The sequence below is a fragment of the Nitrospirillum guanabarense genome, from assembly GCF_034653355.1.
Lineage (GTDB): Bacteria > Pseudomonadota > Alphaproteobacteria > Azospirillales > Azospirillaceae > Nitrospirillum.
This window is the reverse complement of the sequence record NZ_JAYEER010000001.1, coordinates 1,618,376-1,640,011: the sequence shown is the minus strand read 5'-3', so window position 1 is coordinate 1,640,011 and position 21,636 is coordinate 1,618,376. Positions and strand designations below refer to the sequence as shown.

Genomic DNA, 21,636 nt, shown 5'->3' with positions numbered 1-21,636 from the left:
TCAACGTCGGCGCCAACACCGTGCGCAATACGGGCGCGTCGCTGGCATTGGCGGGGACGATCAGCATCAGCGGCAACTACAGCCAGACGGCGGGTACGCTGGTGGTCAACCCGGGGGTCAGCCAGCTGGTGGTGACCGGGGCGGCCAGCATCACCGGCGGTACGGTGCTGGCCAGCCTCGCCAGCGGCGGCGTCTACCTGGTGGGCAGCGCCTATACCCTGGTGTCGGGTGGTGCGGGCTCCAGCTACACCGGGGCCACGGCGACGGTCGCGGGCGTGGCCGGCGTGGGGGCGACGGGGACGACCAGCGGCAACGACTTCCTGCTGACGGTCAGCAACGACTATGTCGGCGGCAGCATCGGCACCCTCAGCAACACGGGCACGCTCAGCGCCACGACGGCGGTCTACATCGCCGCGACCGGGACCGTGGGCGTTCTGGCCAACAGCGGCGTGATCCAGGGCAACATCACCAACCTGTCGGCCAACGCCCTGACCATCACCGGCGGGGCGGGGGCGACGGTCGGCACCCTGACCGGCCAGTCGGGCAGCATCGGCACGATCACCAGCACGCTGGCCAACGTGGTGCTGGGGGGCGGCACCCTGCTGCTGAACGACCGGGTCACCGTGGGTGGCGGCACGCTGGTGAACAGCGGCGCCAACGTGCTGCTGACCACCGCCATCAGCGTGACGGGCAACTTCAGCCAGTCGTCGGGCACGCTGGTGGAGGCCTACGGCACCGGCGCGTTGTCGGTCAGCGGCGCCGCGGTCGTGACCGGCGGCACCATCGCCGTCACAGGCGTCCCCAGTGCCATCAACATGCTGGCGGGCGTGGGCGGGACCACCGCCCTGGTGACCGGCAGCACCGGCTCCAGCTACACCGGACTCAGCTACACCTCCGACGTGACGGGCATGGAGGTCTCGGGCTCGGTGGGCGGCAACAGCCTGTATCTGGCGGGCCTGAACGACTATGTGGGCACGGTGCTGGGCAGCCTGAACAACACGGGCACGATCATCGCCAACAACGCGGTCTACGTCGCGGCGACGGGCACGCTGGGCAGCCTGACGAACACCGGCACGCTGCTGGGCGCCACCGCCGCCCTGAACAACCTGGGCAGCATCAACAGCATCCTCAACGGCACGCTGGGGACGGTGGGCGGCAGCCTGGGCGTCATGGTGGGCGCGGTGGGTGTGGCCAACGCCGGCCACCTCGGCACATTGACCAGCTACGGCACCATCCTGGGCACGACGGGCGCGGGCGTGGACAACCAGGGCACGATGTACGGCCTGGGCAACGCCGGGACCATTGGTGGCGTGACCGCGGGCATCAACAACAGCGGCACGCTGACCATCGCGCAGAACGCCGGCCTGATCTCCGGTTCCATCGGTATCAACAACAGCGGCTCCATCGCCCTGCTGGGCAACATCGGCTTCGGCACGCTGCTGGGCAGCATCGTGGGGTCGGCCACGGGTGTGCGCAACAGCGGCATTCTGGGAACCCTGCTGAACCAGGGGGTGATCACGGGCACCAACTACGCCCTGTACAACGGCGCCAGCGCCACGCTGGGCACCCTGGTCAACGCCGGCACGATCAGCGGCGCCATCGCCAACCTGTCGACGGGCGACCTGGTCATCGCGGGCGGTGGTGGCACGCTGACGGGCGGCGTCATCACCAACACGGCCAGCAACGTGGTGTTCGCGGGCGGGGCCCAGGTTCTGGGTGACAGCATCGTCAACGTGGGCGGCCACACGGTGGTGAACAGCGGCGCCAGCCTGGCCCTGGCCAGCACCGTCACCATCACCGGCGCCTACAGCCAGGCCACGGGCACGTTGGCCCTGGGCAGCAACCATCTGGAGGTCAGTGGCGTTGCCGCCATCAGCGGCGGCACCATCACGGCCGACGTCAGCTCCATCACCAACTACATCGTGGGGTCGTCAACCGGCGTCATCCTGGTGCAGGGCGGGGCGGGGTCCAGCTATACCGGCGTGGGCATCTATTCCGGCATCACCGGCCTGACCATCGGCACCGGCGTCACCACCATCGGGTCCAACGTCGACCTGGTGCTGGCGGCGGTGAACGACTACATCGGCGGCACGCTGGGAACCCTGAACAACACCGGGACCATCAGTGGCGTGGTGACGGCGGCCTACATCGCCAGTGGCGGCAGCCTGGGCACGCTGGTCAACAGCGGCGTGCTGGACGGCGAACTCTATGGCATCCGCAACCGGGGCACCATCGGCCTGGTGGATAACAGCGGCACGGCCACCGGCCGGGTGGGCCTGTGGAACCAGGGCAGCATCGGCACGGTGCTGAACACCGGCCTGCTGAAGGACGCGCCGGAGGTCAACGCCGCCGGCCTGAACAATGGGGGCACCATCGGCGCCGTCATCAACCAGGGCACCATCAGCAGCGTGGCCTATGGCCTGTACAACAGCGGCACCATCGCCAGCCTCGACAACAGCGGCCTGGTCAGCGCCACCGACACGGTCAGCGGGCGGGCCTTGCGCAACACCAGCGGCGGCACCATCGGTGTCATCAGCAACAGCGGCACCATCGCCGGCGTGACGGCCCTGTACAACCAGGGCAGCATCGGCACGATCGCCAACAGCGGCACGATATCGGGCAACATCGTCAACACCAGCGCCAACGCCCTGGTGTTCACCGGCGGCACGGGCGGCACCGTGGGCACGCTGACGGGGACCAGCGGCATCGGCACGATCACCAGCACCCTGGCCAATGTTGAACTGGCCGGCGGCACCCTGTTGCTGAACGACCAGGTCAATGTTGGCACGGGCACGCTGGTGAACAGCGGCGCCAACGTGCTGCTGACCACCGTCCTCAGCGTGACGGGCAACTACAGCCAGTCGGCGGGGACGCTGGCCATGGGCATCGGCGCGGCCACGGCGGGTGAGCTGCTGGTCAGCGGCGACGCGGCCTTCACCGGGGGCACGGTGGCGGTGACGGCGCTGACGGGCAGCAACCTGATCGCGGGCCAGAGCTACACCATCGCCGAGGTGGGCGGGACGCTGACCACCAGCGGGCTGACGGCCGCGGCCAGCGGCTTCAGCGCCACCCTGGGCACGGGCGCCAACGGGGCGGCCACCGACCTGCTGCTGACGCTGCTCAGCGACTATGTCGGCGGCACGCTGGGGACGTTGACCAACACCGGCACGATCAACGCCGCCACGGCGGTGCTGATCACCAGCGCCGGCAGCCTGGGCACGCTGGCCAACAGCGGGGCCATCATCGGCAACGTGGTCAACGGCAGTGCCAATGACCTGGTCATCGTCGGGGGCTCCGGTGGCACGGTGGGCGGCTTCAGCGGCGGCACCATCCGCAACAGCCTGAGCAACCTGAGCTTCGCCAGCGGCGCCGTCAGCCTGGCCGACGCCATCGACGTGACCGGCCACACGGTCGGCAACACCGGCGCCAGCCTGACGCTGGCCAGCGATGTGGCCGTCACGGGCAACTTCGCCCAGACCGCCGGCACCCTGTCGGTGGCCGGCCACGTCCTGGGCGTCAGCGGTGCGGCGCAGGTGACGGGCGGCGTGGTCGATGCCGGGATGGCGGGTGCCGCCAACTACCTGGTGGGCGATGCCGTGACCCTGATCCGGGGCGGCAATGGCTCGACCTACACCGGGGCGACGGTGGTCAGCGGGCTGACGGGCCTGGACGCGCTGGGGTCCACCAGCGGCAGCAACTTGGCAGCCGTTGCCGGCAACGACTACATCGGCGCCAGCCTGGCCACCCTGAACGTCACGGGCACGCTCGTGAACACGGCGGGCGGGGCCACGGCGCTGTACATCGCCAGCACCGGCACGCTGGGGGCCCTGGCCAACAGCGGCACCGTCAGCGGCAACATCACCAACGTCTCCGCCCGTGATCTGACCATCATTGGCGCCACTGGGGGCGGCACGGGTGGCACGGTGGGTGTGTTCACCGGCGGGACCATCCGCAACACGGGCGCCAACGTCATCTTCGCCTCGGGCACGGTGGCCCTGGGCGACGCCATCGACGTGGGCGGGACGCACACGGTCAGCAACATCGGGGCGGCCATCGCGCTGACCGCGGACGTCGGCGTCAACGGCACCTATGCCCAGAGCGCGGGCAGCCTGACCGTGGGCGGCCATGTGCTGACGGTCAGCGGCCCGGCGCTGGTCAGCGGCGGCACGGTCAGCGCCGGGGTGTCCGGCGTGGGCAACTACTTCGTGGGCGACAGCGTGACGATGATCCAGGGTGGGACGGGCTCGTCCTACACCGGGGCCGTGGTCACCAGCGGTCTGGCGGGCCTGGACGCCAATGGCTCGGTCAGCGGCAACAATTTACTGGCGGTGGCGGGCAACGACTACATCGGGGCCAGCCTGAACGTCCTGAACGTCACGGGCACGCTCGTGAACACGGCGGGCGGCGCCACGGCGCTGTACATCGCCAGCACCGGTACCCTGGGCAACCTGGCCAACAGCGGCGTCCTCGTCGGCAACGTGGTCAACCAGTCGGCCCGGGATCTCACCATCAACGGTGGGGGCAACGGCGCGGTGGGCCGCTTCAGCGGCGGCACCATCACCAGCACGGGCGCCAACGTGATGTTCGCCTCGGGTGCGGTCAGCCTGGGCGACGCCATCAATGTGGCGACCCACACGGTCAGCAACGCCGGCGCCAGCCTCAGCCTGGCCGGCAACGTCGGCATCACGGGCAACTTCGCGCAGAGCGGCGGCACGCTGACCACGGGCGGCCATGTGCTGACGGTCAGTGGGGCGGCCAACGTGACGGGCGGCGTGGTCAACGCCGGGGTCAGCGCCGTGGGCAACTACCTGGTGGGCGACAGCGTCACCCTGATCCAGGGCGGCACGGGGTCCAACTACGCCGGCGCCACGGTCACCAGCGGCATCACCGGCCTGACGGCCAACGCGGTCACCAGCGGCAGCAACCTGTTGGCGGCGGCGGCGAACGACTACATCGGCGCCAGCCTGGATACGCTCAACAACACCGGCACGGTGGCCAGCCCGACGGCGCTGTACATCGCCGCCACGGGCACGCTGGGCACCCTGGCCAACGGCGGGGCGCTGGCCGGCAACATCACCAACCTGTCGACCGGCGACCTGATCATCACCGGCGGCAGCCTGGCCAGCCCGGGCACCCTGACCGGATACAACGGCGCCGTCGGCACGATCAGCAACACCCAGTCCAACGTGCGCTTCACCGGCGGCGCGCAGCTGCTGAACGACCACATCAACGCGGGCGGCCACACGGTGTTCAACAGCGGGGCCACCCTGCTGGTGAACAGCGCCATCAACATCACCGGCGGCTACAGCCAGTCGGCGGGCACGCTGGCCATCGGCGTGACCACGCCGACCAGCTACGGCAACCTGGCGGTCAGCGGTGCCGCGGCCTTCACCGGCGGTTCGGTGCTGCTGCAGGGCGTGGGCAGCGGGGCGGGGGCCCTGCAGGCCGGGACCTACACCATCGCCTCGGGCAATGGGCTGACCTTGAGCGGCGTGGACTTCACGGCCACGGGCTACACCGTGACCAGCGACCTGGTGACGGTGGGCGGCACCACCCAGCTGGTGGTGAAGGTGGCGGGCAGGGCCACGAACTACACGGCGGTGGGCAACGCGCAGGGCGGTGCGGCGGTGGGCACGGGCGCCGCCTTGGACCAGATCGCGGCGCTGGCCGGCAACAGCATCACCACCAACCCGCAGCTGGCGGCGTTCACGCAGCAGGTGCTGGCGCCGTTGGCGACGCTGACGCCGGCGGCCAAGCAGGTGGCGGTGGCGCAGCTGTCGCCCAGCCAGCTGACGCCGCAGCTGACGGCGGCGTCGGTGACGCCGACGACCACGGCCATCAGCCAGCACCAGGAAACGGTGGCCGGCCTGATGGACGGCGGCGGGAAGGGCATGGCCGCGGGCTCCAACGGGCGCGAGGGGGTGATCTGGGGCGAGATCGTGGGGGCCGGCGTGCTGCGCGGCACGACGACGGAGGCGGCGGGCTACCGCGCCAGCAGCGCCGGCCTGGTGCTGGGCGCCGACTGGTTCGCCAGCGACGAGGTCATGGCCGGCCTGGCGTTCAGCTGGATCAACAGCGCCTCGGTGGGCCAGGGGGTCATGGCGGGCAGCACGACGCGGGTGGGCAGCTACCAGCTGACGGCCTACAGCGTCTGGCGTCCGGACTTCGCCGACCAGAAGCTGTCGGTCGAAGGCCAGCTGGGCTTCGGCTACAACCACTTCGACCAGCGCCGTGCCATCCAGTTCCTGGGCGCCCGCGCCAACGCCAATTACGGCGGGGAGCAGTACCTGGGCAAGGTGACGGTGGGCTACGACCTGCCCAAGCAGGGGGCGTTCACCTTCACGCCACAGTACAGCCTGCGCTTCGTGCGCCTGGTGAACCACGACTACCAGGAACACGACGCCGGCCCGGCCAACCTGAAGGTGGACACGCTGGGCACCAACGCGGTGACGCAGGAACTGGGGCTGAAGGTGGACACGCAGTGGAACACGGGCGTCGGCCTGCTGTCGCCGGACCTGCGGGTGGCCTGGGTGCACGACTTCAAGGACGCGCCCATCCCGACCACGGGCGTGCTGGCGGGGGTGGCCTTCGCCAGCACCACCGGGCGGGTCAACACCGACGGCCTGGCCGTCAACCTGGGCGCCACCCTGCAGCAGAGCGAAGCCTTCAGCCTGCGCCTGGAGTACAACGGCGAGTACCGCCACGACTACCAGAGCCACGGCGGCGTCCTCCGCGCCAGCTGGAACTTCTGAGGTCGAGCGTCCAACAAAAAGCCCCGCTGGAGCGATCCGGCGGGGCTTTCCTATTCCAGGCTTACTTCGAGCCGATGGCCGGGTCGCTGGTGGCCGGCCAGTCGCCATCGGCGCGGCCCGCCAGGCGACGTTGGATGTGATCGCCGGTGACGACCAGATCGTACCAGCCGGCGGTGGGGCGCAGCGGCCAGCGCATGATCCCACCTTCCGCCCCGGGGACCCAAGGCCGGTGATGGTCCTGATACGCGTCCGGCCGCACGGCCACATCAGCACCAGGCGCGACGGTGACGCGGATGGCATCGCCCTCGACCGCCCAGCTGATGCCGGTGGTGCCCGCCCGGTTGCCGGTGAAGGCGCGGTGGAAGCCGTTGGGACCACGCACCCAGAGGTCATAGGCGCCCTCCGGCCCAATCAGGTGCCAGTCGCCCGACAGGCTGCGGCCGGCTTCCACCGTGTAGCGGCGGGGGATGGTATCCAGCCGCAGCCGATCATACACATGAAACACCGCGCCCTGGCCCGCGCCGGCCTCGAAATCCAGGCGGATCGTGCCGGCGGCCGCGTCGATCTGACCGGCGACCTCCAGGACGTAGCGCAGCCGGCGCGACGGCCGGGCCCCAGCCTCCTGAGCCGGATGGGGCGGGGCCACCGGCGTTTCCGGCACCGTCTGGCCGACGATGGCGCGGGCGCGATCACGGGCGGGCACCGTGTCCGGCAGGGCGGCCAACTTGGCGTTGGGCGTCTTGAAATCGAAGGCGGTCAGCAGGTCGCCGCATACCACCCGCCGCCAGGGAGAAATGTTGGGTTCCATCACGCCGAAGCGCCGCTCCATGAAGCGGATGATGGAAGTGTGATCGGCCACCTCCGAATGCACCCAGCCGCCGCGCGACCAAGGGGACAGGATGTAGCAAGGCACGCGCGGCCCCAGGCCATAGGGCCGACCGCGCAGGTTCAAATCGTCGCCATCGGCGCCGGGGGCTTTCAGGCGGTGGTAGTCGTCGTCCGTCGCCACCGTGCTGGCGCCGGCGTAGCCGCCGGGCGCGTCCGGGTCAGGGGAGGGCGGGGCCGGTGGCGGCACATGGTCGAAGAAGCCGTCATTCTCATCGAAGGTGATGAACAGCACGGTGCGCGCCCACACCTTGGGGTTGGCGGTCAGCGCGTCGATGACCTGGGCGGTGTAGGCCGCTCCTTGGGCTGGACTGGACGGGCCGGGATGCTCCGACCCTTCCTCCGTGCCCACGACCCAGGAAATCTGGGGCAGCCGGTCGGCCAGCACATCCTCGCGCAGCTTGTCCAGCGCCCGGGTGGACAGGCCCTTGTCCCGCAGCACGGCGCGCGAGCCCGGATCGCCGCGGTAGGCGGCGCGGTATTGCAGGAAATTGGCCAGCGGGTTGTCGCCGAAATTGTCGGCCATGTCCTGGTAATGGCCCCAGCTGACGCCCGCCGCCTCCAATCGCTCCGGATAGGTCGTCCAGGAGAAGCGCGGGGTGCTGGCCGCGTCCGGCTTTTTCAGATCGTCGTCGGGGTTGTCGATGGCCGGCCCGCCGCCCTTGCCGTGCGGGTCGTTGGTGCCGGTCCACAGGAACAGGCGGTTGGTGTTGGTGCCGGTGTGCATGGCGCAGTGGTAGGCGTCGCAGATCGTGAACGCCTCCGCCATGGCGAACTGGAAGGGGATGTCCTCCCGCGTGTAATAGCCCATGGCGCGCTGGGTCTTGGCCTCCGGCCAATGGGCCATGCGGCCGTTATCCCAGGCGGCCTGGGCGTTGGCCCATTGGTGCGGTGTGCCCAGCATGCGCATCAGGTCGAAATGCGCCTTGGTCGACAGATGGAAGGGGTTGACCAGGCGTGGGTGCGGGTCGGTGCGGTCGCGCTGGTCCCACACGGTCAGGGGCTGCCCCTCGAGGCCCGGCGGCACCGGGATGGGGAAGCGGTCGCCGAAGCCGCAGACACCCGAGAGGGTGCCGAAGTAATGATCGAAGCCCCGGTTCTCCTGCATCAGCACGACGATGTGGGCCACATCGTCGATGGTGCCGGTGCGCACGTCGGCGGGGATGGCGGCGGCGCGGGCCAAGGCGGGGGGCAATCCGGCCAGGGCGGCACCGCCCAGCGCATGGCGAAGAAGCGAACGGCGATCCATCATGGTGGGCGGTCTTTCCAGGCCGGAGAAAGGGGATTAGTGGGCGACGCTTAGTTTGTTGGTCACGGTCTGCACGGGGCACAGCGCGCCGCAGCCGGGCAGGGGCAGCACGGCGCTCCACGGCGGGCTGGCCAGGCTGAGGGGGACCAGATCGCGCACCTGGTCCGGCGTCTGGGCGACATAGGCGACGCGGACCAGGGACTGGCCGGCGGCGTCGCGCCACAGCTCCAGCCGCAGGCCGCCGCCCACGGGCGGATCATCCTCGCCATAGCCCTGGACCTGGAAGTGCACGCCCAGCAATCCCGCGATGGCGGCGATGTTGTCGTCATGGCCCACCAGCAGGGTGACGGGCGGCTGGCCGGCGCCGGTCAGCGCCTCCACCAGGCGCGGGGCCAGGGCCACGGCCTTGCGCGGGGCCATGTAGGTGTTGCGGGCGAAGACGTCGAACTGCAGGCCGTGCAGGCGGGAAATCTGCGCCAGCGCGTCGCTGAGGCCCGGGCCCGCGCCAAAGCGGCCCCAGGCTACTTGGTCCGGCGCCATGCCCTCCAGATACTCCAGGATGAAGATTTGGGCGGCACCGGCGGTCAGGGCGACAGGCCCGCGCAGGTCGACGCCACGGTTGTCGGCGCTGGGGCTGATGACCGTGCGCTCCTGCACCAGGTCGCAGGCCGGCAAGGTCTTGTCGCAGCCCAGGCCGCGGATGGTGAGCGCGATGGCCGGCACCAAGTAGGTGGAGGCGTTGCGCACGTTGTCCATCTCCGGCTCCATAGCCTTCACGGCGGCGGTGGCATCCACGGTGGCGGCGCCGGCCTCGAACGGATCGAACAGCGGGTCCAGCGTGCCCGGCGGCTTGTGCCCCACGGGCAGGGGGCAGTCCGGCGCCAAGCCTTGCGCCACGGCCTCCCCGGTGCGGATGGTCCGCTCCGCCGAATTGGTCCAGATCGCCACCTGGGCTTCGCTGGGGCAGCCCTGGGCGGGCAGCAGGCCGTTGGCGGCCAGCCACTGGCGTTGATAGGCGCCCATTAGCGTCGCGGCGGCGGCGCCATGCGGCGTGAGGTGGCTGGGCGCCACCGGCCAAGTGGGCCACGGTCCCTGCGCCAGCCCAGGGGCCGCCTCGGTATCCAGGGGGGCCCGCACGCCATGGCGCACCAGCATGACCACCCGCTCCAGCGTCAGGGGCTGGCCGTTCGCGGCACGGGGTGCCACGGTGGCGTCTGGTGCCGCTTGGGCCGGGGCGGTCGCCAGCATCAGGCCGGCCAGGAGAAGGGGAAGAAGGCGGGTCACGGGCATCTTTCCAGCAGCAGGGGTCAAAACACGCCTTGGGCGCGCAGTTTGGTCAAGGCTTGGGCGAGGGCGTTCAGTCCGCCCTGGGCTGCCAGCGACTGTACACGGGCCGCTCCCAGGTGGCTCAGCACCGCGTGGCGATAACCCCAGGTGTAGCGGGCGGGATCGCTGGCATCCACGCCGAAGCGGGGGGCCAATTGGCGCAGCAGGGCGTCGGCATCCTCCACAGCCGGTTCGGCGTAGACCCAGTTGTGGTCGGATTGCGCGTGGATCAGGCAGGCGGACCACCAGCGCGGCACGCCGGTGGCATCGATCATGCCGGGCAGGGTCAGGCCACCCGCCTGTGCCGGCGCCAGGTAACCCGCTGCCACTGGGTCCACCCGGGCGATGATGGCGGCGGCCCGCAGCCAGTGCACCAGCCGATCGGGCTTGCCCCGTTCCGGTGCCTGGTGGGCGCAGGCCTGGACGATGACCAAGTCGGCCGGCAGGCGGCGGGCCATCGCCTCCGCCAGGCCCAGGATATGGTGGGCGCTCGTGCGGTAGTCGCCATCGGCGCCATGCCCGCCCAGGGATACCTCGGGCGGCAACCCGCCATCCGGCCGCCAGACGAACAGCAGGGCCTTGGCCCAGTCATGCCATAGCGGGGCGGCCGCGATCAGGTCGTCCCGCCCGTCCAGGTCCACGCCGTCGACGGCCTGGTAGGCGGCGGCGAAATCCTTGGCGCTCTGGACGTTGAAGGCCTCATGCAAGGGCAGGCCGCCCGGCCAGGAATGGTGGCTGCCGGCATTGCCGCCGGGGGCCGCGGCGAAGGGCTGGGGCAGATGGGGGCAGGGGCCGCCCTCGCCGGGCAAAGCCGGCAACAGTCCATCCGCCAGGCCATCGCCGGGATCGGCCAGGCCCTCGGCCACCAGCCGGTCGATGATGGCCCGCTTGTCCGCCTGGCCCAGGTTGGCGCGATGGGCCACGCAGGTGGTGGGATTGAACAGGGCGTCCTCGGTCGCGGCCTTGATGACCGGGTTGCGCATGGCGTCGACATCCACCCGCAAGCGGGCCAGGGAATCGCGCGTCAGGGGCGAGGCGCCGGCCAGGGCGGCGGCATCGGCCGCCAGCGCGGGCGGGGTCAGCAGCAGGACGGCCAAGGCGGCGGCCAGGCGGAGGGGCGGGTTCATCAGAACTCCTGTTGCAGGCTGAGTTCATAGCTGCGGCCGGCGGCGATGGTCTGCACCACCGTGTCGCCATGACGGCCGACACTGGTGCGGTAGGCCAGGGCGTCGCCCAGATTGCGCACGGTCAGGCGCGCACTCAAGCCCCCGCCGGCATCATAGCCGGCGCTGAGGTCAAGCCGTCGCGTGGGATGCACCCAGGTGTCCAGCGCGCTGCCTGCCGGGGACGTTCCACCCCCGGAAACAAACGCGGTGCCGTAGGACTGCACGTAATCGTCGGCCCAGCGGTAATCCACGGCCAGATGCAGAGCGTCTCGGTCGTAACGCAGCTGTACCCCGGCCAGCCAGCGGGGCGCGTACTGCACCCGTTCCACCGCGTTCAAATCGGGGCTGTTGAGGCGCACCGCGGTGGTCTCCCAGCTGAGGGTTCCGGCCAGATGGAAATCACGCAGGATCTCGGCCACAGGCGCCAGTCCCTGGTCCACCGACAGCTCCGCTCCGGTCAGCCGGGCGGTGCCGCCGTTGGTGGGGATGCTGAGACGGACTTGCGCGTCACTGGTGGGGGACCCCACCGCCAGGCCGCCGCCGGCGTCGTAAAGGTAGTTCTTCAAGCGCTTGTGGAAGAGCGCCAGTTCCAGCCGGCCCTCCTCCCCGGCGGTGTCGCCCCAGGTCCAGGCACCGGACAAGTCGAAATTCAGGCCGTCCACCGCCTTCAGGTCAGGGTTGCCCCGGGTGATGGTGACCACGCCGTCACTGTCCTGAGTGGCCGTGGCGTTACCCGCCAGCTGATAGGGCGACGGCGCGGTCTGGCTGGTCCAGACGGCGGCGCGGTAGGTCGAGCGTTCATCCGATTGCCAGCGGGCGAGCAGGCGGGGCAGCAGGGCGGTGAACCGGCTGCCACTCTCATTCCAGCCGTAATGGACGCCGCCCGTGGGCACGCCGTTGTTGCCCGACAGCCAATAGCGGTTGGTCAGGTCAGAGAATTCCGCCCGTAACCCCGGCAGCAGGGTGAGGTCATCCCAGGTCAGCCGCGCCTGGGCATAGGCGGCCACCGTGCGCTCCCCACCGCTCAGCGTGTTGCCGTTCCAGGCATCGGCGGTCCAGGTCGCGGTGCCGTCACGCTGGCGGTACAGCTGCGCCAGCCGGTCGGCATCGATCAAGGGGAAGGTGAAATTGTAGATGCCGCTGAGCGGTGCCGTCAGCGTGCCGGCGCGCAGGCCCGCAGCCGCCAGCTCGGCCACGCTGGTGCCGGCGTCCACCGCCCCCAGCCCGCCTACCAGTTGCCCTTCCTGGTCGCGGCGGTAGCTGTCGCGCTGGCTGTCGGTGATCTTTACCCCGGCTTCCAGCGTGGCGTCGGAGGTCACGGCCAGTTTGCCGTCCAGGGCGCCGCCCAGCCTATCCTGACGGCTGGACAAGCTGGTGATCTGGCCGCGGTTGGAAACTGGCAAGTTCTCCACCCCGTCAGCCATCGCAAGCGCTGCCGACGGCCTCGCCACCACGGGATAGCCATCCTGGTGCCCCAGGCTCAGTCCCTGGTTCACCGTGGTGCCGGTCGGGTTCCAGAACGACAGCTCGATATGCTGGGGCCGGCCGTTCTCCCCCAGGTGTAGAACAGGCGGGGCGACAGGGTCAGGGCGCCGGTGTGCCAGTCGGCGCCCAGCTGGGCCGTGCCCAGGGTGGCGGTGTCGGGGTTGGTCTCGAACCAGTAATGCACCTGGGTCTTGACGCTGCGGTTCTCATAAAGTCCGTTGCCCAGGGCGACGCGGGTGATGAAGCTGGGGTCGCGCCCACCCTGGAAGCCCATCTGGTAGACCTCCTGGTCGGTGTCGGCCGTGGCCACGGTGACATGGGCGAAGGCGCGGAAGGTGTCGTTGGGCTGCCAGTCGGCCGCCAGGCTGCCGCCCCACCGCCGTGTCTCCCCTTCCGAATATTGCACGTTCAGCGAGGTGGCCAGCAGGTTGCGCGCCGGATCCATGCCGACTGGTGTTTGTCCGCTGGCGTCGACCAGGCGGTATTCGAACTGGGTGGACTGGTAGGACTGCTCCACGCTGGCGAAGCGGTTGCGGCCGTAATAGCCGGTGGCGGCCAGGCCCAGGCTATGGTCGCGGCCGAATTGGCGGGCGACGTCCACGGTGGCGAGGCCCCCGCCCGAGGGCCGGCCCAGGCTGGCGGAGCGTTCGTCCAGATTGCCCTGGACCAGCAGGCGCGTGTGCTCCCCACCCTCCAGGGCGGACGCCAGGCGCAGGTCGAACTGGCCCGCGGTGGCATCGCCGTCGTCATGGGCGTCCGGCGTCTTGGTCAGTTCCACCCCGTCCATGGCAAGCGGTGGCAGCAGGCTCAATTGTACAGCGCGGCTGTAGGGCATGCTTTGCGCCACCGACACGCCGTCCAGGTGGGTGACGGCGTAGGCGCTGTCCAGCCCGCGCACGGCGGCGAACTGGCCTTCCCCCCGCGCCGCCCGGTCGATGCCGCCCAGGTCGCCCTGAAGGGAGGTGACCAGCACGTTGACGCCGGCCAGCCGGCCCAGGCTTTCCGCCAGGGTGCGATCGGCCCGGTCGTGCAGATCCGCCGTGGTCAGGCCGTCGGTCACGGCGGTGGCGGTGATTTCCGCCGGGGGCGTGCCGTGGTAGGGCGCCTTGACGATCAGCACCTCGGGCAGCTGACCGCCGCTGGCCGGTGCCACGGCCGGTGTGGTCGGGATGGGCGATGCCCGTTCCAACTCAATGGCGCCGCCGTCGCCCAGGCGATAGCGCAGATGGCAACCCGATATCAGGCGGCCCAGCGCCGCCTCGAAATCCGTCACGCCCGCCAGCGGTCCGGCGCGGCAGCCGCGCACCAGTTCCGGCCGGAACAGCACGTCGCGGCCGGACTGGCGCGCCAGATCCAACAGCGCGCTGCCCAGGGGTTGTTCCGCGATGGTGAACGGCGTTCCCGCCGGCGCGGGCGCCGCTGCCAACAACGGCAGCACGGCGCAGGACGCCGCCAGGCGGCGGCGTCCGGGCCGGCGCTGGGGCTTACCGCCGGCGCGCAATCCGGTAATCCCCATTGGCGTCCTGCCGCCAGGTGATGGGATGCAGGCGGGCCAGAGCGGCGAGGAAGCCGGCGACATCGTCGGCGCGGTAGCTGCCGCTGACACGGATGGCGCCCAGGGCGGGGTCGTCCAGGTGCAGCACAATGCCGGTTCGTGCCGCCACCTCCGGCACCACCTGGACCAGGGGCACGTCATCGAACAGCATGCGCCCGTCCTGGCGGGCCTTGACCTGGTCCACATTGGCCTTGCCCAGGCGCAGGGGGCCCCGGCCGTCCTGGTCCACCTGCTGGCCGGGCGCCAGGCTGGCCAGCACCCGGCCGCTGTCGCGGTCGCGGATTTCGGCCGCCCCCTCCAGCAGCACGGCGCGTACCTGCCCGCCGTGGGATGAAACGGTGAAACGCGTGCCCAGGTCGCGCACCTCCAGCGCCCCGGCCATCACATGGAAGGGGCGCAGCCTCTCATGCGCCACCTGGAACTCCGCCTCGCCCTGGACCAGGTCAACGCGGCGGCCCAGCGGGTCGATGCGCACACGCAGGTGGGTGGAACCGCCCAGGCGCATGACCGTGCCATCGGACAAGGTCACCTGGGGATGGTCGTGGGTGGCGGTGACATAGTCGGCTTCGCTGACGGCACCGTTCCACAGCCAGACCAGCGCCAGGGCCAGGACGGCGGCCAAGCCGCCCACCGGGGGCATCCAGGCGATGGGCCGCGAGGAGCGGTGGGGCCGCGTCTGACCATCAGCCAGGCGCAGGCCACGGGCGCGGGTCAGGTCCGGCCGCAGCGCACCCTTGTCGTCGATGGCGCCGCTGGCCGTCCAGGCGCGGGTCACCAGGTCCATGGCGGCGGCGTGCCGGGGGGCGGCCGCCAGCCAGGCGCGGAAGGTCCGCTGGCCCTCCGGCCCCAGTTCCCCCGCCTGTATGCGCCGCAGCCAGTTGGCGGCTGTTTCCAGCAAGACTTGATCGTGATCGGTGGAGGTCAACGCGCCGGCTCCACCATCGTCCGGGCCAGGTGGGCCAGGACGCGTTCGATTTGACGGGACACCATTTTGACCTCAAGGCCCAGGCGGCCGGCCACTTCCCGGTGGCTCAGCCCATCAACGCGTACCAGCAGGAAGGCATGCCGCGCCAGGGGATCAACGTCGCGCAGCGCCGCCTCCAGGCTGGCCAGTTCCTGCCGGACCATGACGGTGTGCTCGGGCGTGGCGGCGCCGTCGTCCGCCAGTTCCGCCACCTCATCCAGGCCGTCGTGGGCGTCCTGGTGGCGGGCGGCGTTGCGGCGGAAGCGGTCGACCAGCAGGCTGCTGGCCACGCGCAGCAGGAAGGCGCGCCAGTTGTCCACGCCCCGGGCGGGGGCGGCGGCCAGCGCGCGCAGATAGACGTCTTGGACATAATCATCCACGTCCTGCGCCTGGCGCACGCGGCGGGCGAAATAGCCGCGCAGCACGGATTGGTGCGCCTCGAACTCCGCGCCGTCGAACGCTGACGGCGCATCGCTCCTGGCCCTGGCATCGGCCTGACTGTCCATCTTTCCCCTCGGCCGGCTAATGGGCGCGGACAAGGTCATAGCGACGGCAGGCTGCAGATTTATGATGGAGGGCTGCGCCATGTGCAGGCTCCGGATGACGGGGACGCGGGGGTGGAGTGGGGGTGAGACCTGGCGGCCCCACCCCCGGTAGCGGAACGGATCAGTAGGTATACTTGACGGTCATCAGGGCGGTGGTGCCGCTGTCGACAATGTTCGACAGTGTCAGGCTGTTGCGCCCGATATGTGCCCAGTAGGTGTAATCACCGGTGAGGTTGGAGACGGAGCCGTCGACGGCGAAGCCGTTGTCGAACTTGTAGCCCACGTGCAGGTCCAGGCGGTTGGTCGGCCGGACCCACATGTTGTCCCAGCTGCCGCCCTGGCCCAGGTAGTCGTAATAGGCCAAATACGAACCGGTGTAGTTGTAGCCAAGGTCGGCGGAGAAGCCGCCCACGGTGTAGGACAGGGTGGCGTTGGCCAGCCAGCCGGGGGCGTTCTGGATGGGCTGGTCGGCGTCCAGGCCCTTGATGCCGGTGTCGACCACCGACCACTGGCGGGTGACGTTGCCGCCGATGCTGAAGCCGGACAGCCAACCGGGCAGGATGGTGTCGAACTTCTGCCGGAACGCCAGTTCGATGCCGTAGACGTCGCCGTCGCCGCCATTCTTGGGCTGGCTGATGCTGACCAGGTTGCTGGTTGTGCTGAACGGATTCACCAGGGTGGAGCCGTTGTCGAACAGGTAGTTCGACAGCCGCTTGTAATAGACAGCGGCCGAGGCCGTGCCGCCCTGGCTGTTGTGCCATTCACCTGACATGTCCAGGTTGGTGGACTCGATGGGCTTCAGGTTGGGGTTGCCCTGGGTGATGGTCTTGACACCCGTGTCGGCGCTGATGGACACGGAGGAAGAGGCACCCAGCTGCACCAGGGCGGGCCGGGTGTAGGACTGGCTGACGCTGGCTCGGTAAACCGTGTCGTTGTCCGGGCGCCAGTTCACCAGCACGCTGGGCAGCGGCTCGTTGTAGGTGGTGCTGCTGTTTTCCCAGTGGCCCACGGTCTTGCCGTCGCTGTTCAGCTGCCAGAAGGTGTTGTGGATATCCGTGTGCTCGAACCGGATGCCGGGGATGACCTCCACCTGGCCGAACTGCAGGTTGGCCATGACATAGGCCGACGTCACCTGCTCCCGCCCCTTCAGGGTGTTGCAGTTCATGTTGTCGACGTAGTTGCCGTTGCAGGTGTCGAAGCTGCCGGCCGTCTGCAGCTTGTAGAAATAGTCCAGCAGGGCCTGCTGGCTGACCTTGGGCACCGACCAGCTGTAACGGCCGGGATAGACGGAGGAATAATAGCCGTTGGCGATGCCCAGGCTGGACCAGGTGCTGTTGGGGTAGCCTAGGGCCGAGAAATAGGGGTTGGTCCAGTCGCGGTTGGTGACCGCGCGGTCGCTTTCCACGAACTTGACGCCAGCCTTGATGAAGGACAGCGGGCCGTTGTCGTTCATGTCGTACTGGCCGTCCAGCTTGCCGCCGTATTTGTCCTGATGGCTGCCCTGCTGGGTCAGCTGGCCGGCGCGGCGGGCCCACAGCGCGGTGGCGGCGTTGTTCAGCGCGTCGTACATGCCGGGGCTGAACACCGGTACCGGATAGCCGTCGTTGCTGCCCATGCCGGCGATGCCGCTGGGGAAGCGGGCGCCGCTGCTGTACTGGTCAATGCGGGACGACGCCTCGATATGGTTGGGGCGGTCGTTGTTGGCGGCGCTGAAGAACAGGGTGGGCGTCAGGGTCAGGGCGCCCACCTTCTTCTCACCGCCCAGCTGCAGGGTGGACAGGTCGGCGCGCTCCGGGTTGGTCTCATACCAGACGGAGGTGCGGTACTTGTCCACGCTCAGGCCGTACAGGCCGTTGGCCAGGGCGTTCCAGCTCTTGTCCGTGCTGATGATCTGGCTCAGCGTGCTGTTCTGCACCGCGTTCTCGCGGGCGAAGGAGCCGCGCAGGAAAACGGCGGTGGTGTCGTCCGGGTGCCAGTCCAGCGACAGGTTGCCGCCATAGCGTTCCGTGCTGCCGTCCGACACGCCGACGCTGATGCCGGTCTGGCGCAGGTTGGACGCCGGGTCCGTGCCCGCCGGGTTGGTCGATCCGTTCTTGGTGCCGCTGACAGCGAAGCCCCAGCCGCCGTCGTTATGGGCACTGTCGATGCCCGCCATCTCGCTGTTGGTGAAGTAGCGCTTATCGTAATAGCCGCTGACATAAATGCCGAACTGGCGGTCACGGCCGAACTGGGTCGCCACCTCGGCGGCGGTGTTGCCGCCCAGGCCGGTCTCGCCATAGTCGCGCGCCCGGCTCTCCAGGCGGGCGCCCCCTTGGATGCTGAAGTGCAGCGGGTTGGCGAAGTCGTAGGCGGTGGGGGTGCGGAAGTCGACGGTGCCGGAAATGGCGTCGCCGCTCATGGACGCGTCCAGCGTCTTGTTGACGACGATGGTCTGCAGGCCGGACGGCGGCAGCAGGTCCAGCTGGACGCTGCGGCTGTAGGGCAGGCCCTGGGCCACCTCCACGCCGTTCATGAGGTCGACGGCGAATTCGGAGTTCATGCCCCGGATGGCCACCAGCATGCCTTCACCGCGCGAGGCGCCGTCGATGCCACCGGCCACAGACTGGCCGGTGTTGCTGACGGTCACGCCCGGCAGCAGGCCCAGCGCCTCGGCCACGTTATGGACGGCGGTGTGCTCCAGCTCCGCCGCCGACATGATGTCGACGGTGTTGGACGCGCGGATCTTGGCGGTGTCGGCCTGGTCGCGGTTGGCGAAGACCAGGATTTCGTCCAGCGTCCCGTCGGTGCTGGCGTCGGGCGCGCCGGCGTCGGCGGCGTTGGGGGCAGGGGTGGCGGGGGCGCTGGCTTCAGCGGCATGGATGGTCGGTGCGGCCAGCAGGGCGCCGGCCATGGCGCCGCACAGCAGGACGTCCTTGAGCATCGTGTGTCGCATAGTCTTCTTTCGGCTCCGTCATGGACGCCCACGACGGGCGCCCTCGGAAAGCCAAGACGCGGCACGGGGCCAGATTCCGGACTGTCACGGAACTTTAGTAATTTTGGTTTCATTATTCGGCTGCAGTAGCCGATTAGAACCGCCAACGTCGCGGCCGGCCAATATGCTATCCTTGGGCCCCGTCGATCAGAGGAGGAAGACCTGATGCCTAAGTCCGGCCTTTATGAGCAGGACTTCTACGCCTGGGCCAATGAACAGGCGGCCCTGCTGCGCTCCGGTCAGCTTTCAGCGGCCGACGTTGAGCACATCGCCGAGGAAATCGAGAGCATGGGCAAAGCCGAGAAGCGTGAGCTGGCGAACCGTCTCGTTGTCTTGCTCCTGCATCTGCTGAAATGGCAGTTCCAGCCGGTGCGGCGCGGCTCCTCCTGGGAGGCGACCATCCGTGTGCAACGACGTGACCTGGATGTGCATCTCCAGGACAACCCAAGCCTGAGGGCGAAACTGCCGGAGGCCATTCAGCAGGCTTACGGCAATGCCTTGATCCTGGCCGCCGACGAAACCGGCCTGCCGGAAGCGACCTTCCCGGCGGAATGCCCGTGGTCGTTCGAGCAGATCATGGATGCCAGCTTCTGGCCGGAAACCTCACACTGACTTTTTTGCCAGTCCGGTGACGCGGCTCCTCAATGCCCGCCCTTGGGCGGCCGCACGGCCAGGAAAACGGTGCTCCACAGTTGGGCGGCGTTGGACTCGTCGGCGTCGTTGCCGGCGGCGCCATAGGGGGCGACGACGTAGTGGCCGTCGCGGTAGTCCCAGGACCACAGTTCCGAATTCCGCACGTCCTTGGCGGCATCGATGTCCCGCCACAGGGCGGCCTGCATCCATGTCAACTTGGCCCGGGTCGTGGCCGGCAGATCGGGGCGAGCCAACTGGCGGGCAAGCCCGGCGGCCGTCAGCGCCTGCTGCCAGGACCACACGACGGTGCCGTGATAGGCGGTGCGGGGGAACAGGTCCTGCGTTGCCGCCGGCGCGTAGGCCGGGTTGGCCACCAGCATGCCGATGCCGGTCATCAGGCCGGCGGGGAAGGGGCGGTCGGCGGCCTCCACGGCGGCGGCCAGCGCCCCAGGACTGGGGTGGCCGAACAGCATCTCGAACCCCTCGTCCGAATGCAGCACGGGAATGGGTGTGCCCGCCGCGTCCAGCGACAAGGCGTGAAAGCGCACGGGGCCCTGGGGTAGAGCCGCCAGCGCCGCGTCGGCCGGCACGCCCGCCTTGGCGGCATAGGCGGCGACGTCTTGGCGCGCCTGCGCCGGCGCCACCGTCACGTCGAACAGGGCGGGGGCCTTGGCCCGCCACACCTTGACCAGGTCCGCCGCCTTGGCCAGGTCGGCACGGGCGGTCGCGTCCAGCCAGGGGTCCAGCAGCTTGGCTTTCAGCAGGGCGTCCGCCGCCTCCAGGGCCGCCGGCACCAGGATGGCGTTGACGTCGTAGGGGTAGACGCCGCCGCCCAGCCCGGTGTCGCTGTCCCGCCATTCGCCGACCTGCTGGCCCGGTTTCAGCCGCACCAGGGTAGCAGTGCCGGGAGCGGCGGCGAAAGGCCTGGCCTGGGCCACCACCCGGCGCAGATTGCGTACCAGGGCCGCACCCGCCGCCTCGTTTGTCCCCTGCCGGCCATCGGGCGCGGCCAGGAATTCGGCGGCCGCCGCCCGGCCGCGCGCGTCGTCCAACAGCCAGGCCCGCGCCACCGGCGCCAGCAGGAAGTCGCTGTCCACCATCTTGTAGTCGTAGACCGGCGCATCCGACGTACTGCCGTCAGCCTTCAGATGGTCCAAGATGGCGAACTCGCCGATATCCTCCTCATGCGCGACTTGGCCGTCGGGCGACAGGCGGGCCAGGACGGAGCGCAGGCCGGCCGTCACCGCCTCCGGCTGCAAGGCCGGCATCATCAGCATGACCGACATCAAGGTGTCGCGGCCAAAATAGGTGTTGAACCGCCATGACCCGGCCAACAGCTTTTCCTGGTAGCTGAGGAAGGTCAGGGCGTCACGGCTGGCCGATTGGGGGGCGGCACCGCCGTTCAGCAGATGGTCGCCGGCCAGCGGTGTCAGCGGCATCTCACCGGTCAGCGCCGTGACGCGCAGGCCGATGGTGCCATCGGCACCGGCCTTGAGCCCACCGTCCGTCAGTTGGCCGTGGGTCACCGTCACCGTGAGGCGGTAGCCGGCCTGGCCGTCCAGGCGGTCGCGCGCCCAGTCCAGCGTATCCCTGGTGCGGGTGGGCTGAACCTGAACCTGGGCGGGCACGGTGTGCAGGGCCTCATAGTCGCGCAGCACCCGGGTGCTGGACAGCACGCCCTGGCGGGGCACGGCGCTGTCGGCCTTCAACGCGGCCTCGAACACCACCCCGCGCAAGGGGCGGCCCAGGGCGTCGGTGGTGGTCACGGGCTGGGGTGTGCCGGTCAGGGTCCAACTGGCGGTGTCGGTCGTGTCCAGCCACAGGCCGACGCTGCTATTGCCGGCGGGAAAGGCCACCAGGATGCGCGCGTCCTTGCCGGAGCGCAGCAGCAGGTGGGCCGCCACCTCGCCCTCACGCACGAAGGCGTTGAGGTTCCGCCCCTCCGTCAGGCTGTAGGACAGGGCAGGCTTGGCGACGCTATCGGCGAAGCATGCCGGCGCCCAGGCCAGCGTCAGGGCCAGGATGGAACTGGAGAGCAGGTGCGGAAGGCGCGGCATGGGTGGGTCCTATAGGCAGGCATGAACCGGGGTGCGCCGCCCCGGGGA

General features: G+C 69.8%; 11 protein-coding genes. 2 read left to right on the top strand and 9 right to left on the bottom strand.

Annotated features, from left to right (window positions below):
• Positions 1–20 precede the first annotated feature (20 nt).
• Positions 21–6,752 (top strand): hypothetical protein, encoded by a 6,732-nt coding sequence (locus UAA55_RS06850; protein ID WP_322951905.1) that lies wholly within the window; start codon positions 21–23, stop codon positions 6,750–6,752.
• 61 nt (positions 6,753–6,813) lie between these two features.
• Here UAA55_RS06850 and UAA55_RS06845 read toward each other — a convergent pair whose 3' ends face one another.
• The 8 genes from UAA55_RS06845 to UAA55_RS06810 all read right to left on the bottom strand — a co-directional run bounded on the left by UAA55_RS06845 (position 6,814) and on the right by UAA55_RS06810 (position 18,847).
• Positions 6,814–8,889: a phosphocholine-specific phospholipase C gene (locus UAA55_RS06845; RefSeq protein WP_322951904.1), complete on the bottom strand. Its 2,076-nt coding sequence runs from the start codon at positions 8,887–8,889 to the stop codon at positions 6,814–6,816.
• Between the two features lie 33 nt (positions 8,890–8,922).
• Positions 8,923–10,170, bottom strand: coding sequence for a histidine-type phosphatase (locus UAA55_RS06840; RefSeq protein ID WP_322951903.1), 1,248 nt, complete (start codon positions 10,168–10,170; stop codon positions 8,923–8,925).
• 23 nt (positions 10,171–10,193) lie between these two features.
• Positions 10,194–11,339 (bottom strand): hypothetical protein, encoded by a 1,146-nt coding sequence (locus UAA55_RS06835; RefSeq protein ID WP_322951902.1) that lies wholly within the window; start codon positions 11,337–11,339, stop codon positions 10,194–10,196.
• Positions 11,339–12,802: a TonB-dependent receptor domain-containing protein gene (locus UAA55_RS06830; RefSeq protein ID WP_322951901.1), complete on the bottom strand. Its 1,464-nt coding sequence runs from the start codon at positions 12,800–12,802 to the stop codon at positions 11,339–11,341. The genes UAA55_RS06835 and UAA55_RS06830 overlap by 1 nt, the downstream gene beginning before the upstream one ends.
• Before the next feature lie 68 nt (positions 12,803–12,870).
• Positions 12,871–14,364, bottom strand: a complete 1,494-nt coding sequence (locus UAA55_RS06825; RefSeq protein ID WP_322951900.1) for a TonB-dependent receptor plug domain-containing protein — start codon at positions 14,362–14,364, stop codon at positions 12,871–12,873.
• Complete coding sequence (locus UAA55_RS06820; protein ID WP_322951899.1) at positions 14,348–15,343, bottom strand: FecR family protein; 996 nt, start codon at positions 15,341–15,343, stop codon at positions 14,348–14,350. The genes UAA55_RS06825 and UAA55_RS06820 overlap by 17 nt, the downstream gene beginning before the upstream one ends.
• Complete coding sequence (locus UAA55_RS06815) at positions 15,340–15,888, bottom strand: RNA polymerase sigma factor (RefSeq protein ID WP_322951898.1); 549 nt, start codon at positions 15,886–15,888, stop codon at positions 15,340–15,342. The genes UAA55_RS06820 and UAA55_RS06815 overlap by 4 nt, the downstream gene beginning before the upstream one ends.
• 160 nt (positions 15,889–16,048) lie before the next feature.
• Positions 16,049–18,847, bottom strand: coding sequence for a TonB-dependent receptor (locus UAA55_RS06810; protein ID WP_322951897.1), 2,799 nt, complete (start codon positions 18,845–18,847; stop codon positions 16,049–16,051).
• A gap of 216 nt (positions 18,848–19,063) precedes the next feature.
• Here UAA55_RS06810 and UAA55_RS06805 point away from each other — a divergent pair, with 216 nt between their 5' ends.
• The gene (locus tag UAA55_RS06805) at positions 19,064–19,510 is read left to right on the top strand and encodes a DUF29 domain-containing protein (RefSeq protein WP_322951896.1); all 447 of its coding nucleotides are present in this window, start codon (positions 19,064–19,066) and stop codon (positions 19,508–19,510) included.
• Positions 19,511–19,539: 29 nt separating this feature from the next.
• Here the strand turns inward: UAA55_RS06805 and UAA55_RS06800 are convergent, their stop codons facing one another.
• Positions 19,540–21,588, bottom strand: coding sequence for a hypothetical protein (locus UAA55_RS06800; RefSeq protein ID WP_322951895.1), 2,049 nt, complete (start codon positions 21,586–21,588; stop codon positions 19,540–19,542).
• Between the last annotated feature and the right edge of the window lie 48 nt (positions 21,589–21,636).

Coding starts and splice junctions, on each gene's coding strand:
- UAA55_RS06830 (WP_322951901.1), bottom strand. CDS start 12,802: ATGGCTGACGGGGTGGAGAACTTGCCAGTTTCCAACCGCGGCCAGATC.
- UAA55_RS06800 (WP_322951895.1), bottom strand. CDS start 21,588: ATGCCGCGCCTTCCGCACCTGCTCTCCAGTTCCATCCTGGCCCTGACG.
- UAA55_RS06810 (WP_322951897.1), bottom strand. CDS start 18,847: ATGCTCAAGGACGTCCTGCTGTGCGGCGCCATGGCCGGCGCCCTGCTG.
- UAA55_RS06805 (WP_322951896.1), top strand. CDS start 19,064: ATGCCTAAGTCCGGCCTTTATGAGCAGGACTTCTACGCCTGGGCCAAT.
- UAA55_RS06845 (WP_322951904.1), bottom strand. CDS start 8,889: ATGATGGATCGCCGTTCGCTTCTTCGCCATGCGCTGGGCGGTGCCGCC.
- UAA55_RS06815 (WP_322951898.1), bottom strand. CDS start 15,888: ATGGACAGTCAGGCCGATGCCAGGGCCAGGAGCGATGCGCCGTCAGCG.
- UAA55_RS06835 (WP_322951902.1), bottom strand. CDS start 11,339: ATGAACCCGCCCCTCCGCCTGGCCGCCGCCTTGGCCGTCCTGCTGCTG.